The organism is Micromonospora sp. NPDC050686 (assembly GCF_040654475.1).
Taxonomy (GTDB): Bacteria; Actinomycetota; Actinomycetes; order Mycobacteriales; family Micromonosporaceae; genus Micromonospora.
In genome coordinates this window covers 1-22,934 of sequence record NZ_JBFAID010000053.1, presented here as the reverse complement: position 1 = coordinate 22,934, position 22,934 = coordinate 1, and the positions used below count along the sequence as shown (strand labels likewise).

At 75.0% G+C, this 22,934-nt stretch carries 24 protein-coding genes; 16 read left to right on the top strand and 8 right to left on the bottom strand.

From position 1 onward, the window contains the following. Positions 1-94: 94 nt before the first annotated feature. From AB0H57_RS26530 to AB0H57_RS26515, 4 genes are all read left to right on the top strand, one after another. Positions 95-1,114 (top strand): TerC family protein, encoded by a 1,020-nt coding sequence (locus tag AB0H57_RS26530; protein ID WP_357510957.1) that lies wholly within the window; start codon positions 95-97, stop codon positions 1,112-1,114. Positions 1,115-1,189: 75 nt separating this feature from the next. Next, positions 1,190-1,789 carry a sulfite oxidase-like oxidoreductase gene (locus AB0H57_RS26525; RefSeq protein ID WP_357510955.1) on the top strand — a complete coding sequence of 200 codons (600 nt, stop codon included), beginning with the start codon at positions 1,190-1,192 and terminating at the stop codon, positions 1,787-1,789. A gap of 43 nt (positions 1,790-1,832) precedes the next feature. Beyond that, complete coding sequence (locus AB0H57_RS26520; protein WP_357511001.1) at positions 1,833-2,552, top strand: ferredoxin reductase; 720 nt, start codon at positions 1,833-1,835, stop codon at positions 2,550-2,552. Positions 2,553-2,568: 16 nt separating this feature from the next. Next, complete coding sequence (locus AB0H57_RS26515) at positions 2,569-2,862, top strand: DUF6510 family protein (RefSeq protein ID WP_357510953.1); 294 nt, start codon at positions 2,569-2,571, stop codon at positions 2,860-2,862. A gap of 190 nt (positions 2,863-3,052) precedes the next feature. Here AB0H57_RS26515 and AB0H57_RS26510 read toward each other — a convergent pair whose 3' ends face one another. Next, on the bottom strand, positions 3,053-4,291 hold the full coding sequence (locus tag AB0H57_RS26510) for an MFS transporter (protein ID WP_357510951.1): 1,239 nt from the start codon (positions 4,289-4,291) through the stop codon (positions 3,053-3,055). Between the two features lie 396 nt (positions 4,292-4,687). Beyond that, positions 4,688-6,136 (bottom strand): M20/M25/M40 family metallo-hydrolase, encoded by a 1,449-nt coding sequence (locus AB0H57_RS26505; protein WP_357510949.1) that lies wholly within the window; start codon positions 6,134-6,136, stop codon positions 4,688-4,690. Between the two features lie 117 nt (positions 6,137-6,253). Between AB0H57_RS26505 and AB0H57_RS26500 the strand changes: the two genes are divergently transcribed. Further along, positions 6,254-7,552 carry an NAD(P)/FAD-dependent oxidoreductase gene (locus AB0H57_RS26500; RefSeq protein ID WP_357510947.1) on the top strand — a complete coding sequence of 433 codons (1,299 nt, stop codon included), beginning with the start codon at positions 6,254-6,256 and terminating at the stop codon, positions 7,550-7,552. Here the strand turns inward: AB0H57_RS26500 and AB0H57_RS26495 are convergent. The 3 genes from AB0H57_RS26495 to AB0H57_RS26485 all read right to left on the bottom strand — a co-directional run bounded on the left by AB0H57_RS26495 (position 7,526) and on the right by AB0H57_RS26485 (position 10,515). Beyond that, entirely contained in the window at positions 7,526-8,611 is a 1,086-nt protein-coding gene (locus AB0H57_RS26495) for an AI-2E family transporter (RefSeq protein ID WP_357510945.1), read from the bottom strand. The genes AB0H57_RS26500 and AB0H57_RS26495 overlap by 27 nt on opposite strands. A 59-nt stretch (positions 8,612-8,670) precedes the next feature. Then, on the bottom strand, positions 8,671-9,474 hold the full coding sequence (locus AB0H57_RS26490) for a fused MFS/spermidine synthase (protein WP_357510943.1): 804 nt from the start codon (positions 9,472-9,474) through the stop codon (positions 8,671-8,673). A gap of 72 nt (positions 9,475-9,546) precedes the next feature. Further along, positions 9,547-10,515 carry a DUF2267 domain-containing protein gene (locus tag AB0H57_RS26485; RefSeq protein WP_357510941.1) on the bottom strand — a complete coding sequence of 323 codons (969 nt, stop codon included), beginning with the start codon at positions 10,513-10,515 and terminating at the stop codon, positions 9,547-9,549. Between the two features lie 206 nt (positions 10,516-10,721). Here AB0H57_RS26485 and AB0H57_RS26480 point away from each other — a divergent pair, with 206 nt between their 5' ends. From AB0H57_RS26480 to AB0H57_RS26455, 6 genes are all read left to right on the top strand, one after another. Next, on the top strand, positions 10,722-11,036 hold the full coding sequence (locus tag AB0H57_RS26480; protein WP_357510939.1) for a hypothetical protein: 315 nt from the start codon (positions 10,722-10,724) through the stop codon (positions 11,034-11,036). A gap of 325 nt (positions 11,037-11,361) precedes the next feature. Beyond that, entirely contained in the window at positions 11,362-13,122 is a 1,761-nt protein-coding gene (locus tag AB0H57_RS26475; protein ID WP_357510937.1) for a PP2C family protein-serine/threonine phosphatase, read from the top strand. After that, a complete protein-coding gene (locus tag AB0H57_RS26470) occupies positions 13,119-14,165 on the top strand; it encodes a cobalamin-dependent protein (protein WP_357510935.1) in 1,047 nt (348 codons plus the stop codon). Before AB0H57_RS26475 ends, AB0H57_RS26470 begins: the two co-directional genes overlap by 4 nt. 86 nt (positions 14,166-14,251) lie before the next feature. Continuing rightward, a complete protein-coding gene (locus AB0H57_RS26465) occupies positions 14,252-14,599 on the top strand; it encodes an STAS domain-containing protein (RefSeq protein WP_357510933.1) in 348 nt (115 codons plus the stop codon). Between the two features lie 69 nt (positions 14,600-14,668). Beyond that, positions 14,669-15,115 carry a response regulator gene (locus AB0H57_RS26460; protein WP_357510931.1) on the top strand — a complete coding sequence of 149 codons (447 nt, stop codon included), beginning with the start codon at positions 14,669-14,671 and terminating at the stop codon, positions 15,113-15,115. 134 nt (positions 15,116-15,249) lie between these two features. Continuing rightward, entirely contained in the window at positions 15,250-15,822 is a 573-nt protein-coding gene (locus AB0H57_RS26455; RefSeq protein ID WP_357510929.1) for an ATPase, read from the top strand. 42 nt (positions 15,823-15,864) lie between these two features. Here the strand turns inward: AB0H57_RS26455 and AB0H57_RS26450 are convergent, their stop codons facing one another. Beyond that, positions 15,865-16,722, bottom strand: a complete 858-nt coding sequence (locus tag AB0H57_RS26450) for a hypothetical protein (protein WP_357510927.1) — start codon at positions 16,720-16,722, stop codon at positions 15,865-15,867. Positions 16,723-16,992: 270 nt separating this feature from the next. Here AB0H57_RS26450 and AB0H57_RS26445 point away from each other — a divergent pair, with 270 nt between their 5' ends. Beyond that, positions 16,993-17,937, top strand: coding sequence for an endonuclease/exonuclease/phosphatase family protein (locus AB0H57_RS26445; protein WP_357510925.1), 945 nt, complete (start codon positions 16,993-16,995; stop codon positions 17,935-17,937). Between the two features lie 18 nt (positions 17,938-17,955). Here the strand turns inward: AB0H57_RS26445 and AB0H57_RS26440 are convergent, their stop codons facing one another. Continuing rightward, positions 17,956-18,381 carry an OsmC family protein gene (locus tag AB0H57_RS26440; RefSeq protein ID WP_357510923.1) on the bottom strand — a complete coding sequence of 142 codons (426 nt, stop codon included), beginning with the start codon at positions 18,379-18,381 and terminating at the stop codon, positions 17,956-17,958. A 69-nt stretch (positions 18,382-18,450) separates the two neighbouring features. Further along, on the bottom strand, positions 18,451-19,398 hold the full coding sequence (locus AB0H57_RS26435; RefSeq protein WP_357510921.1) for a serine/threonine-protein kinase: 948 nt from the start codon (positions 19,396-19,398) through the stop codon (positions 18,451-18,453). Between the two features lie 191 nt (positions 19,399-19,589). Here AB0H57_RS26435 and AB0H57_RS26430 point away from each other — a divergent pair, with 191 nt between their 5' ends. From AB0H57_RS26430 to AB0H57_RS26415, 4 genes are all read left to right on the top strand, one after another. Continuing rightward, positions 19,590-19,823: a hypothetical protein gene (locus tag AB0H57_RS26430; RefSeq protein WP_357510919.1), complete on the top strand. Its 234-nt coding sequence runs from the start codon at positions 19,590-19,592 to the stop codon at positions 19,821-19,823. A 76-nt stretch (positions 19,824-19,899) separates the two neighbouring features. Next, the gene (locus AB0H57_RS26425; protein WP_357510999.1) at positions 19,900-20,640 is read left to right on the top strand and encodes a response regulator transcription factor; all 741 of its coding nucleotides are present in this window, start codon (positions 19,900-19,902) and stop codon (positions 20,638-20,640) included. Continuing rightward, positions 20,618-22,108, top strand: a complete 1,491-nt coding sequence (locus AB0H57_RS26420; protein ID WP_357510917.1) for a HAMP domain-containing sensor histidine kinase — start codon at positions 20,618-20,620, stop codon at positions 22,106-22,108. The genes AB0H57_RS26425 and AB0H57_RS26420 overlap by 23 nt, the downstream gene beginning before the upstream one ends. Before the next feature lie 40 nt (positions 22,109-22,148). Continuing rightward, a complete protein-coding gene (locus AB0H57_RS26415; RefSeq protein ID WP_357510915.1) occupies positions 22,149-22,829 on the top strand; it encodes a helix-turn-helix transcriptional regulator in 681 nt (226 codons plus the stop codon). The last annotated feature ends 105 nt before the right edge of the window (positions 22,830-22,934 follow it).

Here is a 22,934-nt window from a genome sequence, read left to right as displayed (position 1 = left end):
TCAGTACGGCGTGCCCCGCGCGCGCCTCGGGTGGTTGCCCACCGATGGTGGGTGAAGGAGACCTCGAACATGTCACGGTGTTCGAGGAGGCCCCATGACCGAATTGTCGTACTTTTCTGCCGGGCAGTTGTCGTCCGTCGGCACGCCCACGCTCTGGGCGGTGACCATCGTCGGGGTGCTCGCCCTGCTGGTGCTGGACTTCCTGGTCACCCGGAAGCCGCACGAGGTCTCGATGAAGGAGGCGCTCGGCTGGTCGGCCTTCTACATCGCCCTGCCGCTGGCGTTCGGCGTCTGGATCTGGGCCCGCTTCGGCTCCCAGCAGGGCGTGGAGTACCTGACCGGTTACCTGGTGGAGAAGTCCCTCTCGGTCGACAACCTCTTCGTCTTCATGCTGTTGCTGGCCGCCTTCGCGGTGCCGGCCGTGCTCGCCCAGCGGGTGCTGCTCTACGGCATCGCCGGCGCGCTGGTGCTGCGCGCGATCTTCATCGCCCTGGGCGCCGCCGCGTTGCAGACCCTCGACTTCGCCTTCCTGCTCTTCGCCCTCATCCTGATCGCCACCGCGATCAAGCTGCTGCGCGACGCCCTGTCCGGGCACGAGCAGGAGGTCGACATCAACAAGATGCGGTCGGTGAAGCTGCTGCGCAGGTTCATGCCGGTGGTCGACGAGTACCAGGGCACGAGGATGACCGTCCGGCAGGGCGCCCGGCGCGCGCTGACCCCGTTCGCCCTCGTGGTGGTGGCGGTGCTCGCCACGGACGTGGTCTTCGCGGTGGACTCGGTGCCCGCCGTGTACGGCATCACCGAGGACCCGTACCTGGTCTTCGTCACCAACGCGTTCGCCCTGCTCGGCCTGCGCGCGCTCTACTTCGTGCTGCACGCCGCGCTGAGCCGGCTGGTGCACCTCAGCTACGGTCTGGCCGTCATCCTCGCCTTCATCGGCGTCAAGCTCGGCCTGCACTGGGCGCACGGCATCTGGGCCGGCGTGCCGGAGATCCCCACCCTCGCCTCGCTCGGCGTGATCATCGGTGTGCTGGTGATCGTCACTCTGACCAGCCTGCGGGCCACCCGCCACCGGGCGCCCGGCGACCGCGAGGTGGTTTCCGGACGGCCCTGAGGCGCGCGCCGCCCACCGCGTTCGCGGTACGTCCGAACGCCCTCGTCGGCGTGTGCCGGGTGGTAGGACTGACGGGTGGGAATCGTTTCGCCGGGCTTCCAGGGCCGCCGCCGTACGACCGGGCCGGACCTGCCTCCAGGGCAGTACCTGACCGAGGACTTTCCGGTGCTGTCGGCCGGCCCCACCCCGAGGGTGCCGCTGGACACCTGGCAGTTCGTCGTCTCCACCGAGGCCGGGGCCGAGTTCCGCTGGTCCTGGGACGAGCTGATGAGCCTGCCGCAGGAGACGCCGACCGTCGACATCCACTGCGTCACCCGCTGGTCGAAGCTCGGCACCAGCTGGCAGGGCGTCTCGCTGGACGTCCTGCTCGACGGCATCGACACCGCCGCCGACTACGCGCAGGCCCACTCCTACGGCGGCTACACCACCAACCTGCCGCTGGACGACCTGCGCGACGGACGGGCCTGGGTGGTGCACTCCTACGACGGGGAACCGCTGCCCGCCGAGCACGGCGGGCCGGCCCGGCTGCTGGTGCCGCACCTGTACTTCTGGAAGTCGGCGAAGTGGGTGCGCGGCGTGCGGCTGACCCTGGAGGACGAGCCGGGTTTCTGGGAGACCGCCGGCTACCACGACTACGGCGACCCGTGGCGCGAGCAGCGCTACCAGGGCGACTGAGGTGGCCGTGCCGACGACCGGCCGGCGGGTCGGTGCCCAGCTGATGTGGCGGGTGGCCCGGCTGGTGGAGCGCCGGGTCGAGACGCCGACCGCGCAGACCCTGGTGCTCGAGGTGTCGGGCTGGCCGGGGCACCTGCCCGGGCAGCACGTCGACGTCCGGCTCACCGCCGCCGACGGCTACCAGGCCGCCCGGTCGTACTCGTTGGCCGGCCCGGCCGACGGGGAGCGGATCGCGGTGACGGTGCAGCGGATGCCCGACGGCGAGGTGTCGCCGTACCTGACCGACGCGTACGCCGTGGGCGACCCGGTGGAGGTCCGCGGCCCGGTGGGCGGCTGGTTCGTGTGGCGGCCCGAGGAAACCGCGCCGGTGCTGCTGGTCGCGGGCGGCTCCGGGGTGGTGCCGTTGATGGCGATGATCCGGGCCCGCCGGGCGGCCGGCAGCCGTACGCCGTTCCGGCTGATCTACTCGGTACGGACCCCGGCGGACGTGATCTACGCCGACGAGCTGCGCGCCCGGGCCCGCGACGACCTCGGCCTGGACGTGGCGTACGTGTACACCCGGGAGGCGCCGGAGGGCTGGCGGGGCGAGCCGCACCGGATCGGTGTGGCCGACGTCAACAGCCACGGCTGGCCACCGGACCTGGAGCCGCTCTGCTACGTCTGCGGGCCGACCGGTTTCGTGGAGACGGTGGCGGATGTGCTGGTGGGGCTGGGCCACCAGACCCGGCGGGTACGGACCGAGCGGTTCGGACCCACCGGTTGACCGGCAAGGAGAGCCGATGACCGACATGTCGTACGTGGACGGCAACATGCTCGACGGGCCGCTGCGGGAGCTGTTCGCCGTCGACCTGAGCAGCGCGACCGGCCGCTGCGAGTCCTGCGGGACGGTCGGCCCGATGGCCCGGCTGCACGTCTACTCGCACGCTCCCGGCCTGGTCGGCCGCTGCCCGGCCTGCACCGAGGTGATGCTGCGGCTGGTCCGTTCACCGGACCGGGCCTGGCTGGACCTGCGCGGCGCCACCTTCCTTGAGGTGCCGATGCCGCTCGACCAGCCGCACCCCCGCCCCCTGTAGGCCGCCGCACGGGTGGGGACGGCGCGAGTTGCGGCAGGCGCCGGGCGTTCGCCGGGCGCCGGCCGTGCGCTGCGCGTGGGGCGTTCGCCGTGCCACCACGCCGGCCCGGTGACCGCTCGGCCGACGGCGACCACGCGGGCCCGGCCACCGGGTGCGGTGACCGGGCCCGTGGCGAGCCGGAGCCGGGGGATCAGCCGTCGGTGCCGCCCAGGCGGCGCCAGGCGGCGACGGTGAGCACCGCCAGGGCCGCCGCGGCGGCCCAGAACGGGGCGGTGATGACGCCGGTGACCTGGGCCAGCAGGCCGCCGAGCCCGGTGCCGACGGCCGCCCCGCCCAGGTCGGCCAGCGCGTAGGCGCTGCCCACCCGGCCGCGCAGCGGATCGGGGACGAGCCGCTGGCGCAGCGACACCACCAGGATGCCCCAGACCATGGCGTGCCCGCCCCAGATCGCCAGCGCCGCCCCGGCCACCCCGGGCTGCCGGGTGGTGGCCAGCACCAGTTGGAGCCCGATCTCGATCAGCAGCCCCACGCGCAGCAGCGTCGGGGTGCCGAACCGGGCCCGCAGCCGGGTGGCCAGCGCCGTCCCGGCGAGACCGCCCAGCGCCGAGGCGGTCAGCAGCACGCCGTAGCCGACGTCGCCGAGCCCGAGCCGCTGCCGCGCGTAGAGCACGAAGGCGGCGAACGCGGCGCAGAACGCCACGTTCATCAGCGCGATGCAGATCGCGAGGACCCGCAGCGCCGGCACCGACCACAGCGCCCGCAGGCCGGCGGCCAGGTCGGCGCCCAGCGACCGCAGCCGCCCGCCGTCGCGCCGCGCCGCCCGGTCCGGGGGTGGCACCGGCCGCCAGCGCAGCAGCGCCACCAGCAGCGCGGCCAGCCCGAAGCTGCCGGCGTCGACCGCGAACGGCACCGCCACCCCGACGGTGAACAGGTACGCCCCGAGCGGCTTCGCGGCGAACTGGTTGCCCACCACGAAGGTGGCGAAGAGTCGGCTGTTCGCCCGCTCCAACTGCTCGGCCGGCACCACCGAGGGCAGCAGGGCGCTCGACGCGGTGTCGGCCAGGGTCTCGCCCAGCCCGGTCAGGAAGAAGGCCAGGCAGATCAGCGGGACGGTGGCCGTGCCGGTGACCACGGCCAGCGCCAGCGCGCCGAGCACCGCGCCCCGGGCCAGGTTGACCGTGACGACCAGCCGGCGCCGGTCGAGCCGGTCCACCAGCGCGCCGCTGACCAGGCTGAACAGCAGCCAGGGCAGCTGCGGTGCGAGCGCCGCCGCGGCCACCGCCGCGGGCTCGGCCGAGATCGACGCCACCAGCAGCGGACCGGCGACCAGGGTGACACCGTCACCGAGGTTGGACACCGCGTTGGCGGTCCAGAGCCGGCGGAAATCGGGGCCGAGCCCGGCCTTCCCGACGGTACGGGTGGCGGTCATCCCGACCGCCCGGGGACGTGCCGACGTCCGGGCGCGCGGCGGCGCCCGCACGGAAACTGCGGAAACACGAGGACTCCCTCGGAAGCGATGTGGTGGCGTGGTCACGCCATGACGCAGGACCCGCGCGTACGGCGGGTCACTTCATCGCTTCGCGACGGGCGAGGGGCGCGGCACCCCTGGTGGGCCGGATCGGCCCGGGGGTCAGCGGACCGGGATCACCCGCGACGAAGCGGAGGCCGACATCGTGCCGAGAGCAGCCGTACCCATGATCATCCTCCGATCGTCGTTGGAGCCCGCTCACCGTACCGGCGCCGGAGCGCGTCCGCCGCCCCGCGCCCAAGTGCGGCGGGGGCCCCTGTTAACAGACGGGTGTTAACAAGGGCCCCGCCTTACACCTCAGCTGCCCGGGCGGGGGAACGCCACCGGGCTGCGGTGGCCGGCGTGGTCGACCGCGCGTACGCCGAAGAAGACGTTGTCCTTGGACAGGTCGACGGTCACCTCGGTGACGTCGCCGACCGCGATCACCCGCTGCCACTCGGCGGCGGTGGTCTCCCGCCACACCACCTCGTAGCCGGCCAGGTCCGGCTCGTCGCCGCGCCGCCAGCGCAGGGTGGTGTCGTTGGTCAGGTTCGTGGTGACCACGACGACCCCCTTCGGCGTGCCGGGGCCCTGGGCGAGGGACCACAGCGCCGCGGCGTTCACCCGGGCCACCCGGGTGATGTAGTCGAAGTCGCAGAACTCCGGCAGGTCGCCGTACTGCTTGCCGGCCACCACCCGGACGTCCTGGTGCTGGTGGGCGAAGTCCTCGTTGGGCTCGGTGAACCGGCCGGCCGGCCAGCCCTGCCGGAGGAACGGGATGTGGTCGCTGCCCCGCAGGTAACGGTCCCGCCGGTAGATCACCCGGACCCGGATGCCGGTGGCGCCGCTGTCGGACACGTCGGTGACGAACCGGGCCAGCTGCCGCGACGGGGAGTCGTTCTCACCGCCGACCGACTGCCGGGTGCTCGCCTCCGCCGGCGTCTCCGCGGTCGGCACCCCCTCGGCGAAGAGTCGGACCACCCGCGGGTCGCGGGTGCCGTCGTCGGCGGTGGACGAGCCCACGATGTCGTTGCTGAACATGCCCTGCACGTCCAGGCCGGCCGCCTTGAGCTGCCCGGCCAGGTACGTCGAGCCGTACAGGCCCTGCTCCTCGCCGGCCACCGCGGCGAGCACGATCGTCGCCTCGGTGCGCCGGGTCGCCAGCACCCGGGCCAGCTCCATCAGCACCGCCACGCCGGAGGCGTCGTCGTCGGCGCCCGGGGCGTCGCTGACGGCGTCCATCACGTCGGTCGCTCGGGAGTCGTAGTGTCCGGTGACCACGTACACCCGCTCGGGCGCGGTGTCGCCGCGCAGGGTGGCGACCACGTTGGTGATCCGGGTGGGGACCGGGATCCGGGACGCGGGCTGCTGGACGTACGACTGGAGCTGCACCGTCATCCGCCCGCCGGAGGCCGCGGCGTACCCGGTCAGCTGCTCGTGGATCCAGTCCCGGGCGGCGCCGATGCCCCGCCGCGGGTCGTCCTGGTCGGAGAGGGTGTGCCGGGTGCCGAAGGCGGCCAGCCGGCGCACGGTGGCCTCGATCCGGTGCCGGTCGATCTCGCGCAGCAGGGTGCGCAGCTCGCGGTCCGGGGATTGCGGGGTGATCGGGTGGCCGGGGCCGGGTGGGATGAGGGTCGGTGCGGCGGTGGCCGGGGTGGCGGCCACCGGCGTGGCGACGGCGGCGGCGGTGGCCGCGGCGGAGGCGGTCAGGAAGGTCCGGCGGCTGGGCCCGGTGGGGCGTGCCCCGGTCGTCTCGTCTGCTCCCATGAAGCATCCTCATCACATTCGATGCCGGTTGTCCATATCCATCGTGATGTATCGGGCCGGGCTCGGCCCGGCCACCGGCGACGTTTGTCGGGCGTGCGGGTGGGAACGGCAGGCACCATGACGAAACCTCGGGTGGTGATCGTGGGTGCCGGATTCGCCGGTTACCACGCGGCGAAGACGTTGCACCGGCTCGCCGGCGAGCGGGCCGAGATCGTGCTGCTGAACTCGACCGACTACTTCCTCTACCTGCCGCTGCTGCCCGAGGTGGCGGCCGGGGTGGTGGAACCGACCCGGATCGCGGTGCCGCTGTCCGGCACCCTCGACGGGGTCCGGGTGGTGATCGGCGAGGCGGACCGGGTCGACCTGCATAACCGCTGGGTCGGCTTCACCCAGCCCGAGGGCGACCGCAACAAGCTCGCCTACGACCGCTTGGTGCTCGCGGTGGGCAGCGTCAACAAGCTGCTGCCCATCCCCGGGGTGACCGAGTACGCGCACGGCTTCCGCAGCCTGCCCGAGGCGCTCTACCTGCACGACCACGTGGTCCGGCAGATCGAGCTCGCCGAGCAGGCCGAGGACCCGGCCGAACAGCGGGCCCGGTCCACCTTCGTGGTGGTCGGGGCCGGCTACACCGGGACGGAGGTCGCCGCGCACGGGCAGCTCTTCACCGACGCGCTGGCCGCCCAGCGCCCCAGGCTGACCGTGCGCCCCCGCTGGATGCTGCTGGACGTGGCGTCCCGGGTGCTGCCGGAACTGGACCAGCGGATGTCCACCACCGCCGACCGGGTGCTGCGCCGGCGCGGGGTCGACGTGCGGATGGGCACCTCGGTGGCGGAGGCCACCCCGGACGGGGTCCGGCTCACCGACGGCGAGTACGTCCCGACCTGCACCCTGGCCTGGTGCGTCGGCGTGCGCCCCGACCCGTTCGTGGCGCAGTTGGGGCTGCGGACCGAGAAGGGCCGCCTGATCACCGACGAGTACCTCAACGTCCCCGGCTACCCCGAGGTGTACGCCTGCGGCGACGCCGCCGCGGTGCCCGACCTGACCCGACCGGGCGAGATCTGCACGATGACCGCCCAGCACGCGCAGCGGCAGGGCAAGCTCGCCGCGCACAACATCGCCGCCTCGTACGGCCAGGGCCGGCGCCGGCCGTACAAGCACCACGACCTGGGTTGGGTGGTCGACCTGGGCGGCAAGGACGCGGCGGCGAACCCGCTGAAGCTGTCGCTGTCCGGGCTGCCCGCCAAGGCGGTGACCCGCGGCTACCACCTGCTGGCCATGCCGTCCAACCGGGCCCGGATCGGCGCGGACTGGGCGCTCGACGCGGCCCTGACCCGCCCCGCGGTGCAGCTCGGTCTGGTGCCGGCGCACGCGGTGCCGTTGGAGAGCGAGTCACCCGAGGTCATCCGGCGCGGCTGACCGGTCGGCAGGCGGGGGCACCGGCCCCCGCCTGGCCGGCCCGAACTCGCGCAGCAGCACCTGCGCGACACCCGCCGCCGGGATGGCCAGCAGCGCCCCGACCAGGCCGGCCAGCTCGACCGCGAGCAGCACGCTCACCAGCACCGTCAGCGGGTTGAGCCGCACCGCGCGACCCATGATGACCGGTTGCAGCAGATGATTCTCCACCTGCTGGTAGACCACGAAGAAGACCAGCACCACGACGCCCGCGGTGGGGGAGTGCAGGAACCCGGCGCCCCCCGCGATGATGGCCCCCAGGGTCGCCCCGACCAGCGGGATCAGGTCGGCGATGGCGACCAGCAGGGCGATCACCCCGGCGAACGGGACGCCGGTGAGCAGCAGCACCAGGAAGGTGAGCACCCCGCAGATCACGCTGATCAGCAGGTTCCCGCTCAGGTAGCCGGTGACCGTACGGGAGCACTCCCGCCCGATCCGCCGCAGCCGCCCGGCCGCGCCGTCGCCCAGCAGGGCCAGCGTCGCCCGGATGATCTTCGGGGCCTCCAGCACCATCAGGTACGCCAGCACGATCACCGTGACTAGCCCGGCGAGCGTGCTGAGCACGCCCCGGACCACGCCGACCGCCGGCTGGCGCAGCTGGTCGCCGTAGCGCCGCAGCTGCTCGGGGTGCGAGGTCACGTACTCGCGTATCCGCAGCCGTTCCAGCATCTCGCCGAGTGGTCCGCGCCCCACCCGGGCCTCCCGGTACACCTCGGGTGCCCGGTCGACGAACCGGCTCACCTCGTTCAGCAGGGGCAGCACGATGCCCGCGCCCAGCGCGGCCAGCACGGTGAAGGCGGCCAGGAAGACCAGCAGGGTGGCCAGCGCCCGCCGGGGGACCAGCCGGCGTTGCAGCGCGTCCACCGCCGGCTTCAGTGCGACCGCGAAGAACGCGGCGACCACCAGCCAACTCAGCACCCGCCGGGTCTCCCAGACCAGCGCCAGGCCGGCGACGGTGGCCAGCAGCAGGCCGATCACGATCATCGCCCGCCGGGCCGTACGCCGGTCGTCGCCGTCCCTCATCCGCCGCGGCTACCCCGCGCACCTGCCCGGAAACCCCGGACGCAGGCCCTCGGGGCCGCTCAGGCCGGCGGGAGGTCGGTGCCCAGCCCGGCATCGGTGGCCGGGCGGGCGCCGGCGACGAAGCGGTCCAGGGCCGCGGCGTGCAGCACCGCGCCGGGCACCGGGTCCCGGGCGACCTCACCGGCGAGGCGGGACACCGGCAGCCGGCCCGGGCGCGCCGCGGCGGCCAGCACCAGGTTGCCGTAGCGGCGGGCGCGCAGCATGCGCCGGTCGGCGACCAGGCAGACCTCACCGAACACGGCCCGCAGGGTGGCCACCTGGCCGCGGGTGAAGACCAGCGGCGGCAGGTCGGTCACGTTCACCAGGTAGACGCCGTCCGGCCGGAGCACCCGGGCCACCTCCGCCACGAACTCGACGGCGGCGACGTGGGGCGGCATCCGGGCCGCCCGGTAGACGTCGGCGAGCACCACGTCGTACCGGTCGGGCGCGGCGGCGGTGACCGCCGCGCGGGCGTCGGCGACCTCGACGCGTACCTCGGCGGGCAGGGATGGCAGCTCGCGTTGGACCAGCTCCACCACCCGGGGATCCCGCTCGACCACGGTCTGAACCGACCCGGGCCGGGTGGCGGCGAGGTAGCGGGGCAGGGTCAACGCCCCGCCGCCGAGGTGCAGGGCGGCCAGCGGGGCGCCGGGCGGGGCCGCCAGGTCGAGCAGGCGCGCCATCCGGCGCACGTACTCGAATTGCAGGTGGCGGGGGTCGGCGACGTCCACGTACGACTGGGCGACGCCCCCGGCGAGCAGGGTGCGGCCGGTACGCCGGCGGGGGTCGGGGACCAGTTCGGGCGGATCGTCTCCGGTGGGCACGCCGCACGGTAGCGCCAGACCCGGCCGGGCCCGCCCGCGGGTATCACCGCGAGCGGGCCCGGGCCGCGCCGGTCAGCCGGCGTTCATCCCGGCGCCGGCCTCGTCGACGGCGTCGTCCACCCGCCCGGCGAGATCCACGTCGAGCGTGGTGACCGCGTCGGCCCGGCTGCTGCGTACGGTGAGCACCGCCGTGTCGGCGGTCGGCCGGCCGATCTGGGGTGCCCGGCCGGTCTCGTCGCGGAGCCGGTCGACCCGGTCCAGCACCCGGTCGAGGTTCTCCGCCGGCAGCTCGACGGTCCGCACCAGCGAGCGGCGATCGCTGGACCAGTACGGCAACCGGGCGAGCGCCGCGCGCAGCTCCGGCTCGGTCAGCGGCGCGGTCGACGTGCTCGCGCCGACCAGGCCGCCGCCGACCGGCGGGGACGCCAACAGGTCGCGCAACCCGTCGGGTACGTCCAGCGAGGCGACCAGATCGCCGTCCCGCTCGGCCAGCGCGGCGAGGGTGGCCTGTGCCTGGTAGCGCGCCTGTTCCGGGGTGAGGCGGCTGCGCCGGCCCACCTCGGCCAGGAAGCCCGGCAGGTCCTCGTGCCGCTCCACGCCGTCGATCGGCACCACGTCGTGCAGCTTCACCGGCACCGCCTCGAGCAGCCGCTCGCGGGCCGCCTCGTCCAGCGCCCAGGCCAGGGTCAGCACGGTGGCCTCGGCCGCCACCTTGGCGGTGGAGAAGTCCACCCCGGCCCGGCGGCCGACGTCGTCCACCAGTTCCCGGTAGCCCATGGCCGGCGCCCCCGCGCGGGGACCCGGACGGGGCCGGGTGGGCGCGCGCGTCGCCACCGCGGGCGGTGCCGGGCCACCTCTCGTGCGGTCGGGCTTTCGCCGGCCGGCCGGCGGCGGTCCGGCCCGTCTGCCCTGGTCGAGGTGGGTGAGCTGTTTGGTGGCGCTCAGGCTGGCGCCGGTCTCGCTGGCTCGCTGGCCGCGCTCGCGGGCGTCCCGGGCCAGGGCCCGGCGGCGTTGGTTGTCGCCTTCCATCTGCTTGCGCATCGTCACACCTCGTCTCTGCGTCGGCTGGTGTGCTCCGATCCCGTCGCGTTCCCAGAAGGGCGAGGAAGGTAACGCCTCGCCGGCCAGTCCCGGCGGGGCGGGCGGTCCAGGCTTCATCCGCTGCGGGTGAGGGGCGCTCACCCGCAGCGGCGGCACGATTCGAGTGGACCGGAATTTCGTCCGAGCAGGCGGAAGGGAAGGTCGTCATGAAGAGGATCGTCGAGATCGTCCCGGCGCGCCCCGGCTGGTACGCCCGCTGGCAGGTGACCCCGGAGCGGACCAGCTGTTACCCGGTGAGCCTCTGGGCGCTGCTGGAGGAGGCCGACGGCACCGGCCGCGAGGTCGTCGGCGTCGACTGTGTCGGCCAGTGGCCCGGTGCGGACGACAACGAGGTGGGCGGGGAGTTCGTCCGGTACCTGTTCCAGACGCCGGATTCCGGGGCGCCCGAGGACGCCGAGCCGCCGAATCCGGACGAGCTGCGGGAGAGCGGACCCCGACTGCAACCGGTCACCGCCGCATAGGCATTACTCCGGCCCCCGGCCCCTGGTCCCAGGGCCGGGGGCCGCCCCGATCCCGGGGTTGGACCGCTCAGCCGACGTCGCGGACGGCCCGGTCGGCCATCGGCGGGGCGACCGCGAGCAGCTCGCCGGGAAGGAAAACTCCCGGGGACGGGCAATGTGGGGAAACACGCCGACGGGTGCGCAATGCCGGCCCCGGGCCGCAACGGGACGGGGGCTCGCCTCGGATGGCGGTACCGGCATACCGGCGTAGGGTGGGGCGAAGAGCAGGGAACACACGGCCGTTCCGAACGGTCCACGGGACTCGACGAGGAGTGGGGCTTAGCTGGTGACTGCTGCCGACGCCAGGGGCTGGGACCCGGGCGACGGACGGATCTCCACGCCGAGTGCCGCACGCGCTCCGGCGTGGGCCGCCGACGTTCCGACCCGGTCTGCGTCCGGGCTGCCACCGCTCGCCCCCGACCGGGGCCAAGCCGCGCCGGACTGGTCGGAGGTCGTCGAGCACTTCCGCGAGGGCCTGATCGTCTGCGACGCCGACGGTGTGGTGCGTCACCTCAGTGCCGTCGCCGAGCGGCTGCTGCCCGAGGTCATCCCCGACGTCCCGCTGGTCAACGCCGGGGTCCGCGAGCTGACCGCGCCGGACGCGCCGGCGGAGTTCAGCCACCGCGACCGCCGGCTGCGGGTGCGCCGGGTGCCGCTCTCCGCCGGGCGGTCGTGCCGTTACGTGGAGGACGTCACCGGGAGCATCACCCGCTCCGACGCGCTGCTGGCCGAACGTGCCCGCTCGGCCTTCCTGGCGGTGGTGGGGGAGAAGCTGGGCAACCCGCTGCACCCGGACCGGGCCGCGGCCGCCGTGGTGCGGCTGGCGGTGCCGACCCTCGCCGAGGTCTCGGTGCTGGTGCTCGCCCCCCGCGCCGGCCGGGCGCGCTGGTGGCGGGCCGCCCGGTCGCAGGACGAGACACCGATCGTCGACAGCGGCGTGCTGGCCGCCGCCGACCTGCCGGCGGCGATCGAGGAGGGCCTGACCGGCGCCGAGCCGCACACCGTGGACTGGCTGGTCGAGCAGGCCGTCGACGCCGGCTGGCTGCCGGGGCTGCCCGCCCAGGCGACGTCCGCCCGCGTCGTGCCGCTGCCCGGCCACGACTCCCCGGTCGGGGTGCTGCTGGTCGCCCGCCGGGCCACCCGCTGCTACGACGAGGCCGACATCGACCTGGTCCGGGCGTTCGCGGCCCGGGCCGGCGCCGCGCTCACCACCGCCGTGCTCTACCGCGACCAGGCCGAGGTGGCGGACACCCTCCAGGCCAGCCTGCTGCCGGTGGAGCCGGCCGAGGCGGCCGGCGTGCAGTGGGGTACGGCGTACCGGCCCGCCCAGGCAGGGGTGCGCATCGGCGGGGATTTCTACGGCTCGCACCGGCTCGCCGACGGCGGTTCCGTCTTCTTCCTCGGTGACGTGTCGGGCAAGGGGGTGGAGGCCGCGGTCTTCACCGGTCAGCTACGCCAGTGCCTGCAGGCACTGCACCGGGTCGAGTCCCACCCGGTCCGGCTGCTGCGGCTGCTCAACGACGCCCTGCTGGAGACCACCCAGGCGCACGGCCAGGGGCGCTTCGCGACGATCGTGCTCGGCGTGGTGCGTCCGCACCGCGACGGCGGCCTCACTCTGACCATGGCCGGGGGAGGCCACCTGCCGCCGCTCGTGCTGCGCTCGGGCGGTGAGGTCGAGCCGGTCGGCCTCAGCGGGATGCTGATCGGGGTGGTGCCCGACCCGCGGATCGGCGAGGTCATCGTCCGGCTGGCGCCCGGCGAGACCTGCCTGCTCTACAGCGACGGGGTGACCGAGGCGCGCGGCGGCCGGCGCGGCGACGAGCTGTTCGGTAGCGAACGCCTGGTCACCGCCCTCGCCGGCTGCCACCGGATGCCGGCCCCCGCGCTCGCCGAGCGGGTCGAGCAGGTGACCTGCGACTGGCTGGGCCACGGCGACCACGACGACATCGCGGTGCTGGCGCTGCGTGCCACCGGTACGGGGGCGCGCGGCTCCCGGCACCTGCACGCCGTGCCCCACCTGCCAGACCAGAGGGAGCACCAGGAGTGACGGCCCCCGCCATCGAATCCGACCCGGGTCACGCCTTCTCCCGCTACCTGGACTGCCTCGCCGAGGCCGACGAGTACGCCGCGATCGAGGTGGCGCTGGGGTTGCTCGACGCGGGGGTGCCGGCCGAGCGGGTGCTGCTCGACCTGGTCGCTCCGGCTCAGGTCGAGGTCGGTGAGCGTTGGGCGCGCAACGAGTGGAGCGTGGCCCAGGAACACGCGGCCACCCACATCAGCGAGCGGGTGGTGGCGGCGATCGCCGGCCGGGCCAACCCGCGGCCCACCCGTGGGCGGGTCGTGGTGGCCTGTATGGACGGTGAGTGGCACGCGCTGCCGCCCCGGCTGGTGGCCGAGGTGCTCCGGCTGCGCGGCTGGCAGGTCACCTTCCTCGGCGCCAGCGTGCCGGTCGCGCACCTGGTGTCCTATCTGCACCGGCACGACGCGCATGCGGTGGCGCTGGCCTGTGCGCTGCCGATGCGCCTGCCGCACGCGCACCGGATGATCGAGGCGTGCCGTCGCTCGGACGTACCCGTGGTGGTCGGCGGGCGGGGCTTCGGCGAGGACGGTCGGTGGGCCCGCCGGCTCGGGGTGGCCTGGGCGCCGGACGCGCCGACCGCGGCAGACCTGGTGGCCGACGAGCGGACGTTGCGCCGGCTGCCCCCGGCGCAACCGTCCCATCTCGCCGGCGACGAGTACGGTGGCCTGGTCAAGCGGCGGGGCGAGCTGATCGACTCGGCGCTGGCCGAGCTGCGCGACCGGGTGCCGGGGATGAGCGCGTACACCGGGGCGCAGCTGGACTCGACCGTCAGCGACCTGGGCTACATCGTGGACTTCCTGGCCGCGGCGCTGTACGTCGACGACGCCTCGCTCTTCACCGAGTTCGTACGGTGGCTGGTGGAGATCCTGACCAGTCGGGGAGTACCGGCCGGGGCGGTGGGGACGACCCTGTCGCACTACCGGCGGGCGCTGCACGACTTCCCCCGGGCCGGCCGCTTCCTGGCCGCGGGCGAGGCCCTGGTCGCCGAGGTGGGCCACGCCGGACGATGATCGCCGGGTGTGGGGACCCCCCGGTGCCCTGCGTATACTTGCTCCACTGCAAGCGTCCGCCTGCGGTGGGAGCGAGAGGGATCGCGGTGACCTTCACCGTCACGTACGCCCCGCACGACGGAGGCACGGCGCGGCTGCACCTGGCGGGCGAGCTCGACATGAGCAGCGCTCCCGAACTCAACGCCGCGATCGACCGGCTCGCCGCCGAGGGCGCCCGCCAGCTCCTGATCGACCTGTCCGAGCTGACCTTCTGTGACTCCACGGGCATCGCCGCCTTCGTCCGGGGCGACAACCTCGCCGCCGCCGACGGGGGTTGGCTGCGGGTCACCGGGGCCACCGGCCGGGTGCACCGGGTGCTCCAGGTGACCGGTCTCGCCGGGGTGCTCAGCTACGACCCGGGCACGCCCGACCCCACCTCGCGATTCCTACCGTGATGGGCTAGATTTCCCCGGCCGGCAGGGGCCGGTTCCCGTTCCGTCTTCCGACAGAAGCAGGTGTCTCCGATGCGCACAGGTGCTCCGAACCCCGTCCGCATCCTGGTGGTGGACGACGACCCGGGCGACGTGCTGATGATCGAGGAGGCCCTGGCGGACTCCGACGTCGACAAGGTCATCGACGTGGTCAACGACGGCCAGGAGGCGATGGAGTTCCTCCGGCGTACCGGCCGGCACGCCGAGGCGCACCGGCCCGACGTGATCCTGCTGGACCTGAACATGCCGCGGATGGACGGCCGCCAGGTGCTCGGCGAGGTCAAGCGGGACGAGGACCTGTGCACCATCCCGATCGTGGTGCTGACCACCTCCAACGCCGACACCGACATCGTGGGCAGCTACACCCTGCAGGCCAACGCGTACGTGACGAAGCCGATCGACCTGGACGACTTCAACGACGTGGTGCACCGCATCGACGACTTCTTCGGCCGGGTGGTCGTGCTCCCCAAGCGCGCCTGAGCGTCCCGCTCCGCGCCGGCCGGGCCGCCCCGCGCGGATGGTGAACATTTTTCTGAAACCCCCGCGGCGCGGGCCCGCGCCGTCGAGGATCGACAGGTGGCGGGATCGACATCGGCTGCCTGGGGGGCGACAGCATGGAATTCTCGGTCGTTGAGATCGGCTACGACCAGCGGCAGGTGGACTCCTGCCTCGACGAGGTGGACGCGCGGCTGAGCCGGCTCGCCGCGCGGGTGCAGCGGCTGGCCGCCGCCGGGCGGGAGTGGGACCAGATCCGGCGGGAGGCGGAACTGCTGCGGACCGGGCTGGCACGCCGGGGCGGGCCGGCCACCGGCGCGGCGGCCGCCGATCGTGATCGGCGTGCCGCGGCCGGTTCCGGTGACCGCCAGGTGGTCCGGCGGGATGCCGCGGGCGTCCGGCGAGAGGCGGCGGAGATCCTCGCCGCTGCCCGGCAGGAGCTCGACGCCGCCCGCGAGGAGGCCCGCCAGGTGCGCGACCGGGCCTACGCCGAGGCGGTGCGGGCGCGCCGGGAGTTCGAGGCGGCCCTCGACGAGCGCCGGCGGCGGGCGGCCCGGGCCGAGCAACTGCTCTCCGGTGTCACCGTTGCGGTGGACACCCCGACCGCCGCGGCCGGGGTGCCGGCAACCCGGGCGGCCGGTGGCGCGGGGGACGCCCCGGTGGAACCGGGGCCGGGAGCCCGGGTCGCCTGAGCCGGCGGCGACCGACCAGTACCCGGCCGGCGTGCCGCTCGGTCAGACCAGCAGCGCGGCGACCACGGTGCTGGCGCGCCGCTCGTGCGGGGCGTACGCGTTCGGGAAGGCGGAGACCTGGACCGCCTGGGCGGCGGCGGTGACGCTGAGGTCCTGCCAGCCGGGGACCTCCCGCAGGGCGAGGTAGAACGCCCGGGCCGCGTACTTCGGGTCCATCAGCTGCGCCACCGTGCCCCAGCCGCTGCTCGGCCGCTGCTGGAACAGGCCCACCGAGTCGTGGTCGGCGCCCGCGCCCTGGTGCGGGTACCGGCGGGACTCCGGCACCACCTCGCTGGCGAGATTGTGCAGGTCGCTCTCCTGCATCGCCGTGGAGAGCGCCACCACCAGGGCCCGGCGGGGCAGCTTGAGGTCCCGGCCCACGTCGACGATCACCTTGGCGTTGTTCATCTGGGCCTGGGTGAGCCCGGCGACCGGTCGGGGCGGGCGCGGCGCGACCGGTCTGCGCGGGATCGCCCGGTGGGTGGCGGTCGGCTTCGGCGCGGATGTCGGTGAGCCGGCGGCGGGGGCGGGTGGCCGCCGCACGGCCGCGCGGTCCAGCGACCGGGAGGCCGGCTGGTCCGCCGCGGTGGCGGCCCGCTCGGCCATCGCCTCGCGCAGCGGGTCGTGCGGGGTCTCCTCGGCCGATCCGAAGCCGACGCCGGCGAAGGCCGCGGCGCCCAGCGCGCAGGTCACCCCGGTGGCCAGGGCCACCCGGAACGGGGCGGAGCGCACCAGCGCGCGCCGGGGCGGCTCCAGGACGCGGTGGCGGCCAACCCGCCTTTCCGAGGAGGGGGCATCGGTCGAACGGCTGGCCGGTCGCGTGGCGGTCTGCTTCTGCTCAGGGGAGTCGTCGGGATGCACCCGCCGAACCTAGAGAGGTTCTTCGCCCTTGCCATCGGGGTAGTTGGTGGGATGCGACACAATTTGCCATGATCCGGCCCGGCATTACCCTCGGTGGACCATGAAGCCGGCCAAGCGAACATGACCGAAATTCCGGGTAAATTCGTCCTTGTTGGGAGGAAGGGTGCGCGTGATCGCATCGGACGCGACCAACGTCCCGATCGTCCGTTCGGTGGAGGGGCCCCGCACCGACCCGGGGAGGGCCCGTCGGCCCCGCAGCGCATGCCGGCAGTGATCGGCAGCGTGATCGACGAGTCCGCCCCGGGACGGGAGCGGCCCCGGCCGGGGCGCGGCCTGGTCGTCGGCGCGCTCGCCGTCCTGCTCGCCGCGGTGCTGGTGGGGCACGGCCTGGTGCCCAACGTGCGGGGCTTCGGCAGTCTGCTGGACAGCGTCACCCCGCTGCTCGGGCTGGGCGTGCCGCCGCTGGCCCTGGCCGCGCTGCTGCGCCGGTCGCGGTGGGCCCTGGCCGCCGTGCTGCTCCCCGCGATGATCTGGTCGATCCAGCACGGGGCCGCCTGGCTGCCGTCCCACGCCTCGACCGAGCCGACCGGGCTCCGGGTGGCCAGCCAGAACCTGCGCGCCGACAACCCCGACCCGGCGGCCACCGTCACCGCGCTCGCCCGCGCCGAACCGGATCTGATCGCGTTGCAGGAGGTCGCCGACGACGACCGGATCGCGGCCCCGCTGGCCGTGCGGTACCCGCACCGCGCGGTCGTGTCCACGGTCGCGCTGTACAGCCGGTACCCGATCCGGGCCGAGGACGGGGTGGACACCGGGCTGGGCTGGACCCGGGCCCTGCGGGCCGTGGTCGCCGCGCCCGGCGGGGACGTCACGGTGTACGTCGCCCACCTCGGGTCGGCCCGCGCCGGGCAGACCAGCACCCGGGACGGCACCCTGGCGGCGCTGGCCGCGGCCGTACGGGCGGATCCGGCGCCGCGGCTGGTCGTGCTGGGCGACCTCAACACGGCCAGCACCGACCGATCCTTCCGGCCGCTCGGCCGGCTGCTGCGCGACGCCCAGGCGGATGCCGGACGCGGGTTCGGCTTCACCTGGCCGGCCCGGCTGCCGATGATCCGCCCCGACCACGTGCTCTACCGGGGGCTCACCCCCACCGCGGCCGGCGTCGTGGCCACCCCGGACAGCGACCACCGGGCGGTGACCGCCGGCTTCCGCTGACCACGGGCGCCCGGCGGCTCAGTGCCGGCCGTTCTCCGCCGCCGCGACGGTGAGCCGGTGCCGGGTGCTGTCCCCGCTGGAGAAGGGCCAGAGCCGGTCCGCGTGCTCGACCAGAACGGCCAACTGCTCCCGGGTCAGTCCGGCCGAGGAGATCGACGCGTGCACGTCGGCGCGGTACCGGCCGTCGTCGTCGCGTCCCAGTCTCGCCTCGGCGGTCACCTGAACGGTGTGCGCCTCGTCGGTGATCTCGCCCGCGGCCTCCACCGCCGCGTGGTGCAGGCAGGACGCGAACGCCGCGGCGAGCAGCTGTTCCGGCGTCAGCCCGGTGCAGTGCGGCGCCAACGGGGACGCCAGCGCCGTGGACAGCCCGCCGTCGTCGGTACGTACGTGGCCTCCTGCGGCGGTCGCCGTGGCCTCGTGCAGCCAGGAACTGGAGTCCGGCATGGCGTTCCTCCCGTCGTCGACCCGACGGCTACCCGGCCCGGCAACGGTGAAACGGCTGGTCCGCCCGGGTCACCGATCGGCCATCGTGTCCCAGTCGGTGATCTGGGCCGCCTCGGTCACCTCGGCCGCGGCGCGTTCGGTCCACGGTGCGACGGCGGGGGTGCGCGGGCGGGGGACGGCGGCGATCATCGGCACGTACACCCGGGCGTCCACCGCCTCGGCGAGCACCAGCGCGGCGACCAGGCTGGTGGGCCGGTTCGCCGGGTCGTCGTCGAGGCAGCGCTGGCACAGCTCGGCCACCTCGGCGGGCAGCCCGGGCACCTCGGGCAGCGGCTCGGGGGCCTGCCGCCGGCGCAGCCCCAGCAGCTGGGTGGTCGAGTCGGCCGGGTACGGCAACCGCCCGGTGAGGCAGTAGTACATCAGCACGCCCAGCGCGTAGATGTCGGCCGCCGGGGTGGCCGGCTGGCGGTCGAACTGCTCGGGGGCCAGGTAGGCGGGGGTGCCCACCACCATGCCGTCCGGCGTCCGGTCCGGCGAGCCGGCCGAGGTGGCGATGCCGAAGTCGAGCACCTTCACCCCCGCCGGGGTGAGGATCACGTTGGCCGGCTTCACGTCGCGGTGCACGATGCCGTGCGCGTGGGCGGCGGCCAGCGCGGCGCTGATCTCGGCGCAGACCCGGACCCCGATGCGCCAGTCCAGCGGGCCGGCGCGCAGGTGGCTGGCGAGCGTCTCGCCCTCGGCCAGTTCCATCACGATGTACGGCGACTCGCGGCCCGGCATCGTCGTCGCCGTGCCGAAGTCGTGCACGCTGGCCACATTGGGGTGCACCAGCCGGGCGGCCGACCGGGCCTCGGCCCGGATCCGCTCCACCGAGGTCCGCTCGTCCCGGCCGGCCGGGGCTATCAGCTTCACCGCGACCGGGCGGTCCAGCACCACGTCGTGCGCGCGCCACACCTCCGACATGCCGCCGATGCCGATCCGCTGCTCGAGCTCGTACCGCCCGGCCAGCGTCCGCATCGGTGGCTCCTCGTGGTCGTACCCGTGCGCCGGGCTGACACCCCGGCGCTGCGGGACCCGATACCCGGGCCACGAGCAGGGCAAACCGCCTCGGGTTCCGGGTGGGCGGAGGCCGGGCCGGCGCTGCGGTAGCGTTCGGGCAGGGCCGGTGTCACCCAAGGTGCCGGTGTTGCGACGGACGGTGGTCGGGGATGGCTGAGGTGCGCGTACGGTTCGTCGGCGGGCCGGCCGACGGCCTGGTCCGGCCGCTGCCGGCCGAGGCGGACGGCGGGCCGCCCGCGCGCTGGGTGCTGCGGCATCCGGACGGCCCGGCCCCGGCGGGCGGGACCGGGCCGGACCACCTCTACGAGCGGGACCGTCCGGGCCCGGCCGGCGGCTGGACGATGCGGTTCGTGCACACCTACCCGCTCGGTGCGGGCGAGTAGCCGGGCCGCACACAGCGAGCACACAGCATCCGCCGAGGTGCGGCACAGGGACGGGGCCGACGATGGGGGCATGGTCATGGAGGGGCAGGCCGGGCAGGGCCGGATCGAGCTGCGCCGACCCGACGGCGAACCGGTGCGGGTGCTCGTGGTCGACGACGAGCCCACCCTCACCGACCTGCTCTCGATGGCCCTGCGGTACGAGGGCTGGCAGGTGCGCAGCGCCGGCGACGGAACGGCCGCACTGAGCGCCGCCCGGCAGTTCCAGCCGGACGCGGTGGTCCTCGACGTCATGCTGCCCGACCTGGACGGGTTCCAGGTGCTGCGCCGGCTGCGCGAGCAGCGTCCGACCGTGCCGGTGCTCTTCCTGACCGCCCGGGACGCCGTCGAGGAGCGGGTCGCCGGGCTCACCGTCGGCGGCGACGACTACGTGACCAAGCCGTTCAGCCTGGAGGAGGTGATCGCCCGGCTGCGGGCGCTGCTGCGCCGCTCCGGCTTCGCGGTCGCCGCCCGGGCGGACGCCGTGCTCACCGTCGGCGACCTGAGCCTGGACGAGGACAGCCACGAGGTGCGCCGCGACGGGCAGCTGATCACCCTGACCGCCACCGAGTTCGAGCTGCTGCGTTACCTGATGCGCAACCCGCGCCGGGTGCTGAGCAAGGCGCAGATCCTCGACCGGGTCTGGAGCTACGACTTCGGTGGCCAGGCCAACGTGGTGGAGCTCTACATCTCGTATCTGCGCAAGAAGATCGACGCGGGGCGGACGCCGATGATCCACACCCTGCGCGGCGCGGGATATGTCCTCAAGCCGGCGGAGTGACCTGCTCGGGCGGCTGCGGCGCTGGCTGGCCGGTTGGTCGCTGCGCCGGCGCCTGGTGGTCTCCGTGGTGCTGCTGCTCGCCCTGGTCAGCGTCGGCATCGGCGGGCTCACCACGGTGGCGCTGCGCCACTTCCTGATCGCCCGGGTGGACGACGCGATCACCCTGGACAACGGGCGCCGCGGCGAGCTGCCCCCGTGGTTGCGGTCCGACCGGGACCGGCAGTGGCCCCTCGGCGCGCAACGGGCGGCGGAGCCGCCCCCCGGGCTTCCCGTGGGCTCGGTGGCCGTCCGGGTGTCCGACGGGGACACCCGGGCGCGGATCCGCACCGACAGCGGCGGCCTGGCGGACCTGTCCGCCGACGCGGTCGCCCCGTTGACCGCGCTGCCCCCCGACGGGCGGCCCCGCACCGTCGACCTCGGCGAGCGCGGCGACTACCGGGCGGTGGCCCGCAGGGCGCCGGACGGCGACGTCGTCGCCGTGGCGTACCCGCTGGCCGAGGTCCAGGAGACCGTGGGGTGGATGCTCGTGGCGCAGGCCGGGGTGGTGACGGCCGGCCTGCTGGTGGCGGGCAGCCTCGGCGCGCTGATCGTCCGGGCCACGCTGCGCCCGCTCAGTCGGGTCGCCGCCACCGCCACCCGGGTCACCGAGTTGCCCCTGGACCGGGGCGAGGTGGCCCTGCCGGTGCGGGTGCCCGACGCCGACCCGCGTACCGAGGTCGGGCAGGTGGGGGCGGCGCTGAACCGGATGCTGGGGCACGTCGCCGCCGCGCTCGCCGCCCGGCAGGCCAGCGAGACCCGGGTCCGCCAGTTCGTCGCCGACGCCAGCCACGAGCTGCGTACGCCGCTCGCGGCGATCCGCGGCTACGCGGAGGTGGCTCGGCGCGGCCGGGACCGGGTGCCGCCGGACGTGGCGCTGGCGCTGCGGCGGGTGGAGTCGGCCAGCACCCGGATGACGGCGCTCGTCGACGACCTGCTGCTGCTGGCCCGCCTGGACGCCGGCCGGCCGCTGGCCACCGAGCCGGTCGACCTCAGCGCGCTCGTCGTCGAGGCGGTCGCCGACGCGCACGTCGCCGGGCCCGAGCACCGGTGGCAGCTCGACCTGCCCGACGAGGTGGTCGACGTGCCGGGCGACGCCGCCCGGCTGCACCAGGTGGTGGCGAACCTGCTGGCGAACGCCCGGGTGCACACGCCGCCGGGCACCACGGTCACCACCCGCCTGGCCCCCGTGGACGGCGCGGTGGAGCTCAGCGTCGCCGACGACGGCCCGGGGGTGCCGCCGGAGCTGCGCGACGAGGTGTTCGAACGGTTCGCCCGGGGGGACAGCTCCCGGTCCCGGGAACACGGCAGCACCGGCCTCGGCCTGGCCATCGTGGCCGCGGTGGTGGCGGCGCACCACGGCACCGTCCGGCTGGCGAGCGGACCGGGGCGGACCGTCTTCACGGTCCGCCTGCCCTGGACCGACAGCTGAGGCGCGCGCGCCCTGGCCCGGTCGTGGCACGCTGGGGAGCGTGTATCGGGAACGGCCGGCCGGGATAGCGGGCGCGGTGCTCTGGACCGCCGTCAGCGACGGGTCGCCCACCCGGGTGCTGCCGGACGGCTGCCTCGACCTGCTCTGGTCCAGCCGGTCCGGGCTGCTGGTGGCCGGGCCGGACCGGACGGCGTACCGCAGCCACGCCGTGGCGGGGGAGCGCTGGCTGGGCCTGCGCCTGCCGCCGGGCGTCGGCCCGGCGGTGTTCGGCGTGCCCGCCGACGAGCTGCGGGACCGCCGGGTGCCGCTGACATCACTCTGGGGCCGGGCCGCGGACGAGGTCGCCGAGCGGCTGGGGGAGCGCCCGACCGGGGTCGCGCTGGCCGCGGTCGCCACCGGGCGGCTCGCCGCCGCGGGCGGGCCCGACCCGCTCGGGCCGCGGGTGGCCGCGCTGCTTGCCGCCGGCCGGCCGGTGGCCGCGGCCGCCGCCGAGGTCGGGCTCGGCCCGCGCCTGCTGCACCGGCGCAGCCGGGCCCTGTTCGGGTACGGCCCGAAGACCCTCGCCCGCATCCTGCGGATGCGCCGGGCGCTGGCGCTCGCCCGGACCGGGGTCGGGCTGGCCGAGGTGGCCGCCCGGGCCGGGTACGCCGACCAGGCGCACCTGACCCGCGACGTCCGCGAGCTGACCGGGGTCGCCCCCGGCGCGTTGCTCGCCGGCTGACGCCCGCCGCCCTAAGGCGTGTTTCATAAGCGGGTCAGAGCCACTCGCAGATGATGGTGATGGTCAGGACGGCCTGGAACCGGACGGCCAACTTGTCGTAGCGGG